The 14,558-nt window shown below is 51.8% G+C and carries 13 protein-coding genes; 2 read left to right on the forward strand and 11 right to left on the reverse strand.

Annotated elements, in window-relative coordinates; all coding sequences use genetic code 11:
- Positions 1 to 64: 64 nt before the first annotated feature.
- The 11 genes from HW115_RS00700 to HW115_RS00750 form a co-directional block, all read right to left on the reverse strand.
- Positions 65 to 1,357, reverse strand: coding sequence for an amidohydrolase family protein (locus HW115_RS00700; protein WP_178930657.1), 1,293 nt, complete (start codon positions 1,355 to 1,357; stop codon positions 65 to 67).
- A gap of 13 nt (positions 1,358 to 1,370) precedes the next feature.
- The gene (locus tag HW115_RS00705) at positions 1,371 to 2,297 is read right to left on the reverse strand and encodes a pterin-binding domain-containing protein (protein WP_178930658.1); all 927 of its coding nucleotides are present in this window, start codon (positions 2,295 to 2,297) and stop codon (positions 1,371 to 1,373) included.
- 52 nt (positions 2,298 to 2,349) lie between these two features.
- Positions 2,350 to 3,906: a methylenetetrahydrofolate reductase C-terminal domain-containing protein gene (locus HW115_RS00710; protein WP_178930659.1), complete on the reverse strand. Its 1,557-nt coding sequence runs from the start codon at positions 3,904 to 3,906 to the stop codon at positions 2,350 to 2,352.
- A gap of 116 nt (positions 3,907 to 4,022) precedes the next feature.
- Complete coding sequence (locus tag HW115_RS00715) at positions 4,023 to 5,120, reverse strand: uroporphyrinogen decarboxylase family protein (RefSeq protein WP_178930660.1); 1,098 nt, start codon at positions 5,118 to 5,120, stop codon at positions 4,023 to 4,025.
- Positions 5,121 to 5,182: 62 nt separating this feature from the next.
- On the reverse strand, positions 5,183 to 5,812 hold the full coding sequence (locus tag HW115_RS00720; RefSeq protein WP_178930661.1) for a corrinoid protein: 630 nt from the start codon (positions 5,810 to 5,812) through the stop codon (positions 5,183 to 5,185).
- 52 nt (positions 5,813 to 5,864) lie between these two features.
- Positions 5,865 to 6,641: a helix-turn-helix transcriptional regulator gene (locus tag HW115_RS00725; RefSeq protein WP_178930662.1), complete on the reverse strand. Its 777-nt coding sequence runs from the start codon at positions 6,639 to 6,641 to the stop codon at positions 5,865 to 5,867.
- Entirely contained in the window at positions 6,638 to 8,254 is a 1,617-nt protein-coding gene (locus HW115_RS00730; RefSeq protein WP_178930663.1) for an ASKHA domain-containing protein, read from the reverse strand. The genes HW115_RS00725 and HW115_RS00730 overlap by 4 nt, the downstream gene beginning before the upstream one ends.
- Before the next feature lie 28 nt (positions 8,255 to 8,282).
- Positions 8,283 to 9,035 carry a DUF1638 domain-containing protein gene (locus HW115_RS00735; protein ID WP_178930664.1) on the reverse strand — a complete coding sequence of 251 codons (753 nt, stop codon included), beginning with the start codon at positions 9,033 to 9,035 and terminating at the stop codon, positions 8,283 to 8,285.
- Between the two features lie 130 nt (positions 9,036 to 9,165).
- On the reverse strand, positions 9,166 to 10,296 hold the full coding sequence (locus tag HW115_RS00740; protein WP_178930665.1) for a uroporphyrinogen decarboxylase family protein: 1,131 nt from the start codon (positions 10,294 to 10,296) through the stop codon (positions 9,166 to 9,168).
- A 242-nt stretch (positions 10,297 to 10,538) separates the two neighbouring features.
- Positions 10,539 to 11,330 carry a phytanoyl-CoA dioxygenase family protein gene (locus tag HW115_RS00745; protein ID WP_178930666.1) on the reverse strand — a complete coding sequence of 264 codons (792 nt, stop codon included), beginning with the start codon at positions 11,328 to 11,330 and terminating at the stop codon, positions 10,539 to 10,541.
- An 88-nt stretch (positions 11,331 to 11,418) separates the two neighbouring features.
- Positions 11,419 to 12,402, reverse strand: coding sequence for an aldo/keto reductase (locus HW115_RS00750; protein ID WP_178930667.1), 984 nt, complete (start codon positions 12,400 to 12,402; stop codon positions 11,419 to 11,421).
- 119 nt (positions 12,403 to 12,521) lie between these two features.
- Between HW115_RS00750 and HW115_RS20015 the strand changes: the two genes are divergently transcribed.
- A complete protein-coding gene (locus HW115_RS20015; protein ID WP_178930668.1) occupies positions 12,522 to 13,313 on the forward strand; it encodes a helix-turn-helix transcriptional regulator in 792 nt (263 codons plus the stop codon).
- A gap of 117 nt (positions 13,314 to 13,430) precedes the next feature.
- A complete protein-coding gene (locus HW115_RS00760; RefSeq protein ID WP_178930669.1) occupies positions 13,431 to 14,549 on the forward strand; it encodes a substrate-binding domain-containing protein in 1,119 nt (372 codons plus the stop codon).
- Positions 14,550 to 14,558 lie beyond the last annotated feature (9 nt).

Consider the following 14,558-nt stretch of genomic DNA (forward strand, 5'->3'; position numbering starts at 1 on the left):
AACTCAGGTGGATTGTATAGCTTGTGGTGGAGGTATTCTTTCTCTACCAGCTGTTTCCTGATCCTTACATGAACGAAATATCGTTATCGGACTCGATGACCGTTCCATCAAATAGACAGAGATGATTTTTGCGAAGATTGGTCACATTCTCTTCGGGGTGATGGGCACTTAGAATCATTCTGCTTTGATAGCCTTCTTGAATGAGTCCGAATTTTTCATGGAAGTCCAGTCTCTTTGAGCTGTTTCCGGTCGCGGTGTTGATGACATTGATCGGGGGCAATCCTGCCTCCTGCATCAACTCCAGTTCGTAAAGCAAACCTTCGCCGTGGGGGACTCCGTAGGATCCGGCGTCACTGCCTGCGATGATCGTCACTCCGATTTGATGTGCATAGCGTAGGCTGTCCTTATGGTTTTCGATGATTTTTTTCAAGTTTGCGAGACAATCCTCATCCCAGGCCATGATCTCCGCGTGATCGATTTGTTTTTGAACGGGTGCAAATGTGGGAACCCAAGCGATGTTTTTTTCAAGCATCCGGTCGAGCTGGTCAAAACGGATGAAGAACCCGTGTTCGACGGTATCCACTCCGGCGGCGATGACGTGATCGATGCCGACATCGCCGGATGCATGGGCGAAGCTTTGCTTGCCATGCTCGCGTGCGGCCTTGGTGAAAGCGCTGAGCTCCTCCGTGTCCATTTGGGGTTTGGCCGTGACCATGCCCTTTTTGAAGTTGATGATGCTGGTTGGGATGAGTTTAATGCGATCGGCTCCTTCGGCGACCCGAGCGGCCACACAATCTGCAGCGTCAGCATGTTGCTCGAGCGGGCTCCCCATGAAACTTCCGTATCGCCCCTGATGATGAATCGCAGCACCGGGGCTGTCAATGTAGGCCGACGCCCGAGCCGCTTTATGGTGTGAGCGATAGCTTTTACTTAAAGCCAGGCCGACACCATCTTTGTCTCCGGCATCGCGCACGGCAATGACTCCAAACCGGGGAAGCATGGCAAGTCGAGGTGTTGCTTGAGAGAGCAATGCCTCGGGGCTCTGGATGAGGTGTTGTTTTCGTTTTTCGGCATCGAGTTCTGCTCCTTGAAGAAAGAGGTGGGCATGGGCTTCAATGAGGCCGGGAAGCAGCGTGTGATCCGGCATGGTGAGGTCGGGCCGATGCTTTTCTTGAACGATCGCTGCGGGGGGGGCTTCTTTTCCTGCGTAGAGGATGGATTCTGCATTATAGACCACATGCCCCATCGTGATCGCTTGAGGTGCATGGCCGGTGAGAAGGTGGCCGACCCGAATCCACCTGACGGCTTTCCCTGAACTGGTAAGTTTCTGATAGAAATGATGATCGCTGGTGTTCATGGCTTTGATCGTGTTAGGCTTGTTCGAGGTCGTCGCAAATGTCCATGATGGCTTCGGCCTGATCATATCCGGCTTCTTCCTGGGTAACTCCCTGGCTGGGTCGTCCTTCTTCAAGCGCAGCTCGTAGTTTGGCTACAAGGTTAGAGGTGGCTTCCAGTGGGCGGGGTGCTTTTTCCGGGTTGGCCAAGGCATAATCGAGGCCGTTTTCCATCGCGAGGGTGAGATAAGCATTTTCCAATTGGTGTCGGGCATGTTTGGGGGTTCCCCAGGCGAAGTTTGATAAGCCGACCATCATGTGGCAGCCATGTAGTTCGGCATCTTGACGGATCAATTGCATGCCGTCGAGACCTACGTTGATCAGGCCGTAGGTATCTGCACCAACAGGGGCGAGACCGGGGTCGATGATGATGTCATCGTTGGTTCTTGCTGCTTCACTTTTTAATCGATCCACAAAATAAGCGGCAGTTTGATGGACGTCTTCAGCTTTCAGGCATGCCTCGCTGCCCCCATGCTCTGTAAATTTTTCTGAAGCAATCACAATGACCCGGGTATCGAACTCTCTGACCAAATCAATCATTTCATCCAGTTGGTCGCGTGAAGCTGCCAGAGAATTGAGAATCGGAGCCGGGCTTTTTGTCCGGTCGTAATGGCTGAGGCCTACGCGGTGGAACTCAACGGCTGGGTTATCGAAGCTGATCGGGGTGCTGGTAGCTTGTTGGAGTGCCGGGACCAGCGTCGGGAGGAAATCGAGCATTTCCTCTTGTTTGACCTGCATGGTGGAGGTTCCATCAATATTGAGTGTCAGGTATCGGGCTCCGAGATTGGTCTGAACTTTAGCCAAGTTTTGGAACCCTTCGAGGTTACGATCTGCCCATGCACGGCGGGCCCGGGCATAGGCGTTATTGATGAGTTCACCGATGATGTTAAGTTGTTTGGACATGGTAGTTAGGGTTCTTGTTTGAAAGCTTGTGGTGTTATGGATGTTGGGTGATTCACTTTTTCTTGGCTGCAATATGATCTCTTTCGAGCCAGCAATTGGCCCATCCTGACGTGCCGCGCAGCGACTGGTCTTGTAGCGTGGGGACGTGTTTCAGGAGCTGGAGCTCTTCTGCGTCGGGCTTGAGTCGGTCATAGGCGCGTGCCCAGATGCATGCTTTGTCGGCTACTTCGCAAAGTCCGTCTCGGGTGCCGCCGCAGGGGCCGTTGCGTTGATTTTTGGCGCATTGGGACTCCGGGCAGAGAAAGGCTGTTTCGGGGAGTGAACAGTCCCCGCAGTCTTTGCATGAAAATAGCAGGTTTTTACTGAGTCGCTCGACAGCTCGCATCCAGGCAGGCCCTTGTGATGGATCCTTGGCGTTCTGACAGATGCGGGTGCATAAGGGGGCCAAGCCCTTGCCCGGCGTGAACATGAGACTGTGAAATTGTTTGGATAAACTGTAGCTGAGATCTCTCCCAGACCGATTTTCCAATGACTTGAGATAGCTGGGGTTCAGTTCGTTGGAGGACAGGCCACTTGTCTCGTCCTGATCAAAAAGATAGAATTCCTCTGGATGGGAAAATGAAAACTCACGGGCAAACTGCTTCCAGTCGTCCCCGCTGAAACTTTGTTCAATGTTCAGGATTTGATCGACCGCATTGTAGTTGTGTACACCACCGAGGTATCCGGCGTGGTAGCCAAGTCCGCGGTAAATGGCCAGTTGTTTGGCTGCGAATTCGTAAAAAAACGCACGTCCTTTGTCGGCTGATTGTTGCTGTTTCTCGGCAATGTGCAAGAGTTGGTCGTTTACGTAGACTCCGGGGATTTTGCGGGTATGAAAAATTTGAGCCACAAAGGGGTTGAGCACGTAGACGTTGCCAACGAGTGGAACCTGCTGATGACCTTGTCGCTGCATGTAGCGGAGGAGTTCGTCCATCTTGCGGGCATCGTAACCGATTTGGTTGATGATATATCTGGCCCCGTTTTCAATTTTTTTATCGAGCTTCAGGTACTGGGGGATGACTTCGCTTTCGTGTCGCTTAAAATTATTGACGACGGTACCTGTGAAAAAGCGAGTCATGCCGAGTTGGCGGGTGGTGTTGCCGGGGGCTTTGACCTTGAGCCCCTGGTTCATTTCCCGGAGCATGGTGATCAGCCCTACGGAATCGATATCAAATACGGGTTTTGCCTGCCCGTCATGACCGTCGATCGGAGAGTCGCCACTCAGAGCCAGGATGTTATGGAACCCTTCGGAATTAAGCTGCCAAGCGACACTTTCCAGCCCGTTCCGATTGAAGTCTTTACAGGAAAGGTGGATCGCCACCTCCTTGTTGTTTTCGAGCAAAGGCTTACCCAATGCTGCGGGTGCTAACATTGGATTGCCTCCGGCATTGTCCGTGATGGATACCCAGTCGATACGATCCGTTGCGGCCAGTTCCATGGCAAACTCCCGGGCCTTGACGGCTTTGATTTCCTCCATGGTTCCCCGGGTCGACACCAATTCCATCCCGATCGGAAACGAGGAGCCGGGATGTTCGGCAGAGGTGGTCAGGATCTCGCGCATTGATTGCATGGGGTGATTAAATTGTGGGTGAGGGGCAAAGAAACCGGGGGCGTTGAGAGGGGGGGCTTGGCACAGTACCCCCTAGCTCCGGGGATGCGGAGTGCTTGGACTGGTTTGGTTCGGGCCTAGATCGAGCGGACGGCGTCGATGAAATACCGGTAGTTTTCCAGTGGGACGTCTGGTGGGACGTGGTGGTCACAGAACGCAACATATCCACCTTCCTTGATTAAAGGGGCTAAGCGCTCAACTTCGGCATCGATTTCCTCTTTTCCTTTTGCCAGAATACGTTTGTCAAACCCTCCCATCATGCGGAGATCCTTACCGAAGGTTTTGCGTAGCTCCAGAACATCACTGCCGCAGGTTCCGATTTCCACCGGATAGATGATGTTAATACCACCCTCGAGCCAGACTGGGATCAGGTGGTCGAGACGCCCATCCGAATCCAAGGCAAAGAGATCCATTCCGTGCTGCTTGCAGAAATCGGTGATGCGTTTGTAATGAGGTAGAAGAAACTCACGGGCTGAATCCGGATCGATCATCGGCCCTGAATTGAAACAGATATCTTCCCAGAAATAGAGGATGTCGGGCTTGATGCCCATTTCAAAAAGCTTGCCGAGGGTTGCAATAGCGCAGTCGGCGATCGTGGTGACTATTTCTTCAAGTAGATCGGGGTCCTCATACTTAAGCATCACAGCTTCTTCGAATCCCATCCAGTTGCGTAACCACCCGAACATGCTGGTTGGTCCGACAACCAGAGGTGATTGTTTGCCATTGTCGATCCATTGTTGATAGACCTCCATGCAGTTGTCGGCAACGCGACCGGGGATCTCCGGGTCGAATTTGGGTTTGTAGTGCTTTTCCCAACTTTCCTGATCGGTTAACACAAAACGTTCAGGGTGGGGGATCGACCCCATTCGCTTTGATTGCACCACCTGAACTCCGTCGTATTGCTGAACCAGTTCGGTTTCACCACGGTCCTCCAGCTGTTGCACCTCGAAGGCTGGGAAAAGATCCAGGCAAACAGGCAGATAGGTTCGATACGAATCGTGGCCGAAGTAAGCATCGGTGGTGTTGTCGTCACTGCTGTTCCAGTGCAAGTCGGCCGGAGCCCCTTCCTCGACCCAGCGTTCGATGGTTTCGGGCCAGTAGCCCCATTCGGTCACGAAGGGTTTGTCCACGCTCTGGTAACGCATGGTGGCGAGGTAACGTTCTCTATCAGTCATAGTGGGTGTGGATTTGTCGTTTGTTTGGATGCGGTGGCGGATGTGATGGGTAGGGGGGAGACCTAGGCCTTGAGCAAGCTCAGTGCGAGGTCGGCGGCTGTCCCCGCGTCCTGGGCGTAGCCGTCAGCTCCAACCTCATCGGCAAAATCCTGGGTTACAGGAGCACCTCCGATGACGATTTTGACCGGATGTCCGGTTTCCTTGATGGCATCAATGGCATCGCGCATGGCCGGCATGGTGGTCGTGAGAAGAGCGGAGAGGCCGACGATGTTGGGTTTGTGCTCTGCAACGGCTTCGGCGAATTTGGCGGCTGGAATGTTCACTCCAAGATCAATGACCTCGATATTAGCGCCTTTCCACATCATGGATACCAGGTTTTTACCAATGTCGTGAAGGTCACCTTCGACGGTTGCAATGATGGCTTTGAAGTCGGGCTTAAATCCATCATGCACGAGGATGGGCTCGAGGATAGCCAGAGCGGATTTCATGGCTCGGGCGGCAATCAGCATTTCAGGAACGAAGATTTCGTTGTTTTTGAATCGTTCCCCAACGACCATCATCCCAGGGACGAGTCGTTCTTCGACGACGAACTGGGCTGTTTCTCCGGCATCCAGGCATTCTTGGACGAGGTCGGGAACGAGTTTGCGTTTTCCGTTGATAATGGCTTGTGATAGAGGATGTATGTGGTCCATGGCTTGTAAGATGGATGAATGGGTTGATTAAGTCTTGTGGTCTCAGATCATTCTATTGTGCTCTGGTGCTTATTGCCGGTTGCTCTTTTGACTCGTGGTTGGGGTAGCTGGCTGGGTGCGGCTTGACGGTTTCGCGATACTGACCGGGAGTGAGCCCTTTACTGTCTTGGAAGACGTTGGTGAAATAACTTTGGTCACAGAAGCCACAGCGAGATGCGATGTCAGCCAGGGTGAGTTGGCGGTCGGCCAGAAGCTCAATGGCCATGTCCACCCGGCACTGGCGAAGGAGTTGGGTAAACGAACGACCGGTGCGTTTTTTCAGGAGTCGCGAAAAATGACTGGGAGAAATACCGGCATGGCGGGCGACTTCATCACGGGAAAGCTCCTCGCTGATATGGTGGCGCATATAGTCCAGAGCCTTGGTGATCAGGATGGGGGGAGTAAAGTCGTTTTGTTTGCCAATGGTGGCCATGATGTGTTCGATACTATCGGTAAGCCATTTGGATAGTTGTTCATCGTCATCGATAGAGGCTAGGCGGGTGATGGAGCGGAAGTTCATGCCGAGCACATCGGACTGACTGGCTCCAGCCTCGATGGCTGCACGTGACATCATCACGACGAGTTCGAGCAGGAGACCTTTGAGCAGGTCGTTGCGTTCTTCTCCAGCGCTGTAGATTTGGACCAGAACTTGATTGATGATTCCCCGGGCTTCCGAGGTGTTGCCCTGGCGGATGGCTCCCAGCAGGGATGGCTCCAGATAGAGATAGAGTTCGCGGACCCTGTCGTAGGGTTGATGCTCAAGCAGAGGGATCGATGGAAAGTGGTTCATGGTAGCATGAGGTGGTTGATGTAACAGTCTTCAAAGTTGGCTTGTTGATTCAGTTCGATTGTTGTTGTTTTTTCGCGAATGGCTTCCATTTCATCCAAGGATGATTTGTCGATCAATGTGAGCATGGCACCCGCGAGGGAGGTGTTTCCTACAACCTCGATTTGTTTTGGTGAAAAGCCGGGCAATAATCCCATGTCAATGGCGTTGGCGACGTTGAGGTGCATGCCAAAGCCTCCGGCTAGATAGACCTTGCCAATTTCATCTGCTGTGAGGCCGGATACTTCAAGCAAGGTTTCAATGCCGGCTCCGATGGCCGCTTTGGCTTGAAGAATGACCGCAATATCGACCTCGCTGATTATCATGCTTCCGCGGCCTTTTGTGTCAGCCAGACATAGGGCTCGACCGTCTTCATGAACCGACCGATATGGTTCCGGCAGGGACTCCCATGCGGATGGGAGGATCCGTCCGGATGGTGAAATCAAGCCAGATCGACGGCCGTCAGCCAGAAAATCAATATAGGCGGATCCACAAATACCGCTTGCTCGTGCGAGTGGGACATTGCCGATGACTTTGGCTTCCAAGCGAGAGGCGGGGAGTGAATAGGCAAGATCGCTGATGGCACCGTGGCGGGCGCGTGTTCCACAGGATAGACCTCCTCCTTCGAATGCAGGGCCGGCCGCTGTGGCACATGCGATCAGTTGGCCCTGATGGTGAAGCACTATTTCTCCATTGGTTCCAATATCGACCAGCAGGCTGGGAGCGGAGTCATAAAGCATGCCCGTGGCATAGATGCCGGCGACAATATCAGCTCCGATAAAGGTGGCGATGCCAGGTAAAAGTTGCAAGGGTGTGTCCGCTGGAAGGTTGTTGATTCCGATCTGGCCGTTACGCATCAATTTCCCTTCGATAAATCGAGGGGTGAATGGATACACTCCGAGGGAACTTGGGTTCTCCCCTGTTAGCAAGTGCAGCATGGTGGTGTTTCCTGCAATGACACCACCCGCCAGTTGGGCCGTGGATTTTCCAGCTCGCTCACATGCTGAGTGAATCAGTTCCGGAAAGGTGGTTTCGGTTAGTGCTTGCTGTAACGCACGTAGAGTATCCGGATCACCTGAGGCCTGAATTCGGGTCAGGACATTGTCTCCCCATTGGATTTGGGCATTAAAGCCACTTGCCCGAGAGAGGATGTCACCTGTCGATAAGTCGATGATGAGCACAGCAACGGTAGTGGTTCCGAGGTCGATGGCGAACCCGATATCTTTGCCGTGGTTACACTTGTCAAAATCGAGTGAGGGCATCGGAAAAATAGGCTGATGGGCGTAGGGGATATCAATGCGAAAGCTGTCGCTGACTTGTGCCCGGTGTTCCATGCGTGAGCGCTCGGGGAGTTGGATTTGATCAAGTTTTCCAGCTTTGATCTGGCATGACTTGACGGTTGAGCCATCGCTTAATCTGACTTCACAGCCATTGCAAAGTCCACGTTTGCCACAGCGAGTATTGAGAGGAAACCCATGCGCTTCAAGATGGTCGGCAAGGGTTTGTTCCGATGACGGGTCACACGAATCGATCCGGTGGTCGTGTCCATCATCAAGATTGATTACGAGCTGACGCATGATTCAGTGGATGGTTAGGAGAGTGGGATTAGGATTTGGCACCGTGGGGGAGCGACTTCATGACTGAGAGGTCAGCTGAGTGGGCGAGTTGGTGGCCGGGCAGGATCGTTTGAAAGCGGTCTTCTGGCCACGGGCCGGTGAGCAAGTCGCGCAATAAGCCGGGGTCTCCTTGGAGTCGTTCGAATTTCCAGCCTAACCACTGAGCACAGTTTTCTGCATATTGTGCCTCATCATCCGCATCGTTGGTGCCGAGGTCAATGTATGTGGCGGTGTCGTGCATTGACCATGCTTGCTGCTCGCTTTCGATGAGAAAATCGACATCCTCTGCATCGAATTTCGGGCTTAATTCCCGACGCATGGCCTTGAGTTTGTCTGGCCCGGGAACTCGGCGTCCACGGTTCCATCCGGGAGTGTAATACATACAACCGGGGCAGCGGGATTGATGTTCGGAAAAACGGTTTTTACTGCCGAGGAAAACGGTGATGCAATCGTGAGCTCGAGGGATAATCAGTGTGTGCTTTTTCGAGTGGAGACCTGTTGTGCCGCAGCCACAGAGACCGTAGGCAAGGACGATGGCTCCGATACCGTCAAGCTCATCCAGCGCATCGATTTCGTCTTGTAAGGTTTGGCGTAGAATATCCGGTTGATCATGTAAGCCCATTTCAAAGAACCGGGTGTGCACCCGCTCGAGCGAACCATGATGTTTGATGACCAAGGGGATTTCTTTTTCAAAAACCGAACAGGCGAGCAGAGCAATGCGAGCTTGTGAACTGGATTCCATATGGCCTGGTGAGTGAAGCGTTGCGATATCCGGACGAAGGATAATCCCATCTTAAGCTCCAAGCATTCGTCCGCAATTTTTCCTATGCGGCCTTTTTATAAGTCCACCTGGCAAAAGGCTGGATGAATGCTTATGTGAGCGTTTGTTTGCGAGTTTCCTCGAAGATTTCCTGGGCTCGTTGCCGGGCCCACTTGTATTGTTCGTATTTCACGCCGAAGGGAATGGAATGATCGGAGTGCATAATGAATCCGCCGTTGACAGCTTGAGGGATTTTTTCCAGCAGTTCCTGTTCGAGATCGTTACGAGATCCCAGAAGATTGGAGACACTGATGTTGCCGTAGCAAGCCATCGTATCGGGGTGGCGTTTACGTAGTTCATTGATATCCATGCTCGCCGCGCATTCGAGAGGGTTGAGGGCTTCAACCCCAACATCGATCAATCTGGGAATCAGATCCCAGATGCAACCGTCGCTGTGCATCAGGAAACGGATTCCGTGTTGTTGTAAAAAAGCACTGATTCGTTTGTAGCACGGTTTGAGCAACGCATCCCAGGTGTTCGGGCTGATGAGCAGGGAGGTCTTAAATCCCATGTCTTCCGGAATGTAAAGTCCGTCAGGTTTCATGCCTTCATCCAGACCTCGTTGTAAAACCTCGAGTAGGAGGTCGGTGTAGGTATTGAACATATCGGCACACCACTCGGGCTCTTCCAGAACATCCATCAGAAGCTCATCCATGGCATAATGCCTCCAAGTGGCTTCCCAAGGCCCGTAGGCTGTGAAGAGGACAAAACGGTCCTGGGCATAGATCCGGTCGTATTTTTCTTTGGCCTCTTCCCATGTTGGATACTCGTCGATATGGCAGAAATAACTGGCGGAATCGATTCGGGCCGTGCCAGAGGGGTCATTCAAAATCATCTTAGGTTTGGTCTTCTGATACCAATCCTCTTCGGATTTGGTTTTGTGGTCGATGAAGTCGAGGGTTCCTCCGATACCATCTGTTTTGGTGACGGTATAGCCGGCACGGTCTTCGAAGGTGATCATGCCATCTTTTCGTGAGTGAATAATGGTTTCGAAGCGTGGTGAGGCATCAATGAACATGGATGTGATATCCCAGTCAAAGTGGTCGGCCGCAGAAACATCTGCAGGCATGCCTTCATTGATCCAAACCTCCTGTAAACCATCCCAGAGTGCGTCACTGACAGGTAGACGGTCAGGGCATTCAAAATTGAGAGCTGCGTGGATGCGTTCGCGTGATGTCATCATGATGGTTTTTTTGGTTGATCGTTTTGTCGGGCCGTTGTGGCAACAGGATTAAGGATGTTAGAGGACTGCGGTGGGTTGTGGTGGGGCTATCGAAGGGGGGCTTTTCTTGGTTAAAGCGTTTTCGGGTTTGCAGGGCTATACATTATTATTCATGATATGGTCTTTTTATTCATCTATTCGTGCGAGTGGTGGCGCGCGATCGGTGCGTGCAGGCATGTTGAGTGGGGAGATTTTGTGAACGATTAAATCATGCCTTTTGCTTGGAGTTGGCTGTCGAGAGCTGCTTGGTAGGCTTTTTTTGAAGCTTCATTTTCGACACAACTGTCAGCATAATAGATGGCTCCCATGGCTTGTCGGGATTTTGTTTTTGATCGATTGCCGTCCGCCCAGTGGGTGGTGAGTGAGTGGTGGGCGATAAGGTGACCGGCCTTGCAGGGGAAGGACATGGTATTGGCGCGATCGTAGGGAATGCCAAAATCAAGAATGGCTTGTGAAAACCCGAGAACCCCACTGGCACCGTGGGCTCGCATGCCATATTTGTGGGAACCTTGCACATAGTTAACACATCCCTGTTCCGGTTCGACATCTTCGAGGGCAAACCAAATCGTAATGGCGTGGTTTGGTGTCAGGTGAAAAAAGTATCCGTCTTGATGAGGCGGGGTTGCTTGTCCTCCTCCGGCGTGTTTGTTAAAATATTGCATATTGATCGGTCGGGATTTTTCTCCCAGGCAGATCGATGAGAGCAACGAGAGTTTGCTGTTCTCAGCCATCAGGTCGCCGAAAAATTTGTCGTGTTTCCAGACTTGCTGCAGTTGTTTCAAGGTGCTGGTATCGTTCGGGTCTTCATAATACACCTCGTTTTCCGGCATGTTTGGAACCACTTCCCGGATGAACCGCTCTTTGTTTTTATGGATGGCATCTAACTCCTGAGTATTAAAAAATCCAGGAATGGAAACATAGCCATTTAGATTGAACTCATGGTGAATTCGCTTGCTGTGTTTGTTTAATTGTTCGGTGCTTAGTAGATCAGTCATATTCGTTAATGTTTAGGGTTTCTGTTTAGGGGGGCATCCGGATTGGCCGGATAGAGGGGGCAGGTTTTTCGGACGGGGGAAACCCCGCCTAGTAGAATGAATGTTTCCAAGTGTGTTGGCGCAGTTGTTTGACGAGCTCGTTTGGAAACTTGGCTCCGTCACTGTGGTGGATGTTGAGGTCAACTTCGTGACCGTTGCGCATACCTGGAATGGTGAGCGATACGGCTTTGTGATGGAGGACAAATCGAAGTGCAGCCTCGGCCAGGCCAGTATAATAAGGAGTGCAGGTATCTTTGATCTTCTCGATTCGTTCGAGTGTGTGCTCAAAGTTGCCATCCTTGGCATACATTTGGTGACGTTTATCGTCGCCGGGCCATTGTTCGATGGTTTCTTTTGTCCAGGTTCCGGTGAGTGAACCGGAGTCGAGAGGAACCCGGGCAATGATCGCCGTGTTGGATTCACAAGCGGCGGGGAAGAGTTCTAACATGGGTTCCTGTTCGAAAATATTGAACAAAACCTGGATGGAATCGACCAGTCCGAGCTTGGCCAACATCACTCCCTGGTCTGGACGGGCATCGTGCAGGGAGACCCCGATGTGTTGAACCTTACCTTCCGATTTGAGTGTGTTCAGAGCTTCAAGCCAGTCGAGTTCGTAACACCCCTTGTGATACCATCCATGGAGCTGAATCAGATCGAGACAATCAATGTTGAGACGGCGCAGGCAGGACTCAACTTGCTCTTTGGCATAGACGAGAGGATATCGACCGCGCATGGGCGCGTCGATGTCCATTTGTTGGTTCCAGACGGCGGGGGGGATTTTGCTTGCTATATAAATCGGGTCCTTACTGTGTTGTTGCCATTGGCGAAGGGCTTTGCCGACGACTTCTTCCGAGCGACCGGCACCATAGAGAGCCGCCGTATCAACAAAGTTGATTCCTTGGGAAAAGGCGTAAAGCAGCGTATCGATCGATTCCTGATCGTCCACCTTGCCCCATGTTCCTCCGAGTTGCCAGGCTCCGAAACCGATTTCGGAGACCTGCCAGTTCGTTTTTCCAAAAGGTCTGTATTGCATGTGTTTGAATATTGGGTTGAGCTGTCGTGATGTTGTGTATTCCCGAATCATAGGCATATGAATCACTGCGTGAATTTTATATTCTTTACTATATTGTGATATAGTTAACTTTATCGTGCGTGATCCGGTTTTTGTTGCATAGTTATGGTGAGTTTTCTTCGGCGATGGCGATGAAGCCTTCGGTTTGGCCTCATTTTGATTTACTTTTCATTCACTCTGGCAGGATGGAGATGCGTATTGAAGGCCGGGGTCGGGTGAGTTTGGGGGAAGGAGAAGGAGTCTTGTTGTTTCCCCATACGGCTTTTGCTCCTTACGGTCAGCAGTATCGGGCCAAAGCCTCGGTGCAGCATTTTTCCTTGGATGAGGATTCCGTTCTACCGGCACCGTTTGATGTATTGGCGGGGCGGTCCGAGGCTGCGATCATTCGACAGGGGCCGAGGAATCTTCAACTTGAGGCTGATATTGAGCGGGCTATGACTCTGGCTGTTGCAGAGCCGAGTCCGATGCTGTCATTGATGCGAGAAGCACTGCTGACATTGATCTTGGGAGAGTTTCTAACCAAGCCGTTGCCTGACCCTTCATCTGATCGGCGGGTGGCAACCTTGATGAAATGGGCTGAGGCTCAGAGCCTCGAGAGCTTGAATGTGCACCGTTTGGCCGAGAAGGTTCATTTGACTCCGAGCGGCTTGCGCCGTCGCTTCATCAACGAGGTCCAATTGACCCCGAGCCAATTTCTTTTGAATTTAAAAATGAACGAAGCCAGCCGGCTGTTGCGTGAGACGTCGTTACCGGTCAAAGAAATTGCCCGGCGCCTAGGCTATGGCAGTTCGGTGGCCTTTCATGCTGCTTTTCGCAAGGGTAAGGGGGAGACCCCCTCGAGCTATAGAAAAGGGCACCGGACTGTCGGTTAAGGAGCCAAACGATGGGGTTTGCCAATGGCGAGGTTTAACCCTTTATCTCCGACTATATGAAAAGTTAGAATTGGCCTTTAATTTTTCATTCTGGTAATTAGCTTCCGGTAAAGACTGATGGATTCTCTTCCCCCACGTAACAATCGAGCACTTCAGGCGGTGGACCTCCTGAAGAACGAAATATTATCCGGCCAGCTCAAAGGTTTTCTACCAGGTGAACGTGAGCTGGCGAAACGCATCCGGGTAAGCCGTATTACGCTTCGTAAGGCGATGCAGATTCTCGAGAATCAAAAATGGGTCAGCCCGACAAAAGCCGGTTGCCGGAGAAAAACCCTTAAACGGCCACACTCAAAAAACAAAAAAGCCGGAGGAGGGGGACAGGGCGAAAGTGCTCATCTGGAGCTAGGGAAAACCATTGTGGTTCTGGCTCCTGTGAAATTAGATCAGATGCCGTCCAAGGAACTGTTTGATCATACACGGTTAAATTCCTATTGCTCACGGGTCGGGATCACCTTGTTGCATCGGGTTGCCGATCTTTCCCATTTAAAAAGGCCCGGCCATAGGCTCCGGGAGTTTATTAAGCAGAACCCGGCAGATTTGTATCTTTTGCAGTTAGCAACGGAGCAAACCCAGAAATGGTTTTACCAGCATGACGTGCCCAGCATTGTTCTGGGAAGCACCTGGGAGGAGGCAAATCTGCCATCGGCGGATATGCATCAGCAAGCTCTTGGTGTTCATGTGGCCCATTTGTTGACCAGAATGGGGCATCGAAGGGTTGGGATGCTGTTTCCTGATCCTGTTAAAGCGGGGATGCAGAATTTTTTGATGAACCTGCGTCAGGCAGCTCCCGAGATGGATGTTGTTTTGGCCAATGAAGATGACTCTCAGGAATCCGTTACCCGTGCACTGCAGAAACTTGTGTCCGATCCGGAGCGTCGGCCTTCGGCCATCATCTTACCCCGTGTTGCATATGCTTCGCTAGCGACGGGTTTTTTGCCCTCCCTTGGTTTGAGAATCCCCGAAGACATTTCTTTGATTTGTCTGGTTTATGATGAAGTTCTGGCCTTTTTGTATCCTCAGGTAGCAGGCTACCGCATTCCTGTGGATGCCTACCCGAAGGCCATTTTTGACCTTGCTGTTAAGTGCTTGCGGCACCCGGAAATGCGAAATGTTGAACATGCCCTCATCATCCCCGATTTTGTTCCCGGAGGGAGCTTGTCAAAGCACCCCGGTTAAAAGAAAAGG

The sequence above is a fragment of the Oceaniferula marina genome, assembly GCF_013391475.1.
Lineage (GTDB): Bacteria > Verrucomicrobiota > Verrucomicrobiia > Verrucomicrobiales > Akkermansiaceae > Oceaniferula > Oceaniferula marina.

Excerpts from the sequence above, each read along its gene's own strand:
- HW115_RS00745 (WP_178930666.1), bottom strand. The coding sequence starts at position 11,330 with ATGACTGATCTACTAAGCACCGAACAATTAAACAAACACAGCAAGCGA.
- HW115_RS00715 (WP_178930660.1), bottom strand. The coding sequence starts at position 5,120 with ATGACTGATAGAGAACGTTACCTCGCCACCATGCGTTACCAGAGCGTG.
- HW115_RS00705 (WP_178930658.1), bottom strand. The coding sequence starts at position 2,297 with ATGTCCAAACAACTTAACATCATCGGTGAACTCATCAATAACGCCTAT.
- HW115_RS00710 (WP_178930659.1), bottom strand. The coding sequence starts at position 3,906 with ATGCAATCAATGCGCGAGATCCTGACCACCTCTGCCGAACATCCCGGC.
- HW115_RS00700 (WP_178930657.1), bottom strand. The coding sequence starts at position 1,357 with ATGAACACCAGCGATCATCATTTCTATCAGAAACTTACCAGTTCAGGG.
- HW115_RS00730 (WP_178930663.1), bottom strand. The coding sequence starts at position 8,254 with ATGCGTCAGCTCGTAATCAATCTTGATGATGGACACGACCACCGGATC.
- HW115_RS00750 (WP_178930667.1), bottom strand. The coding sequence starts at position 12,402 with ATGCAATACAGACCTTTTGGAAAAACGAACTGGCAGGTCTCCGAAATC.
- HW115_RS00725 (WP_178930662.1), bottom strand. The coding sequence starts at position 6,641 with ATGAACCACTTTCCATCGATCCCTCTGCTTGAGCATCAACCCTACGAC.
- HW115_RS00740 (WP_178930665.1), bottom strand. The coding sequence starts at position 10,296 with ATGATGACATCACGCGAACGCATCCACGCAGCTCTCAATTTTGAATGC.
- HW115_RS00735 (WP_178930664.1), bottom strand. The coding sequence starts at position 9,035 with ATGGAATCCAGTTCACAAGCTCGCATTGCTCTGCTCGCCTGTTCGGTT.
- HW115_RS00760 (WP_178930669.1), top strand. The coding sequence starts at position 13,431 with ATGGATTCTCTTCCCCCACGTAACAATCGAGCACTTCAGGCGGTGGAC.
- HW115_RS00720 (WP_178930661.1), bottom strand. The coding sequence starts at position 5,812 with ATGGACCACATACATCCTCTATCACAAGCCATTATCAACGGAAAACGC.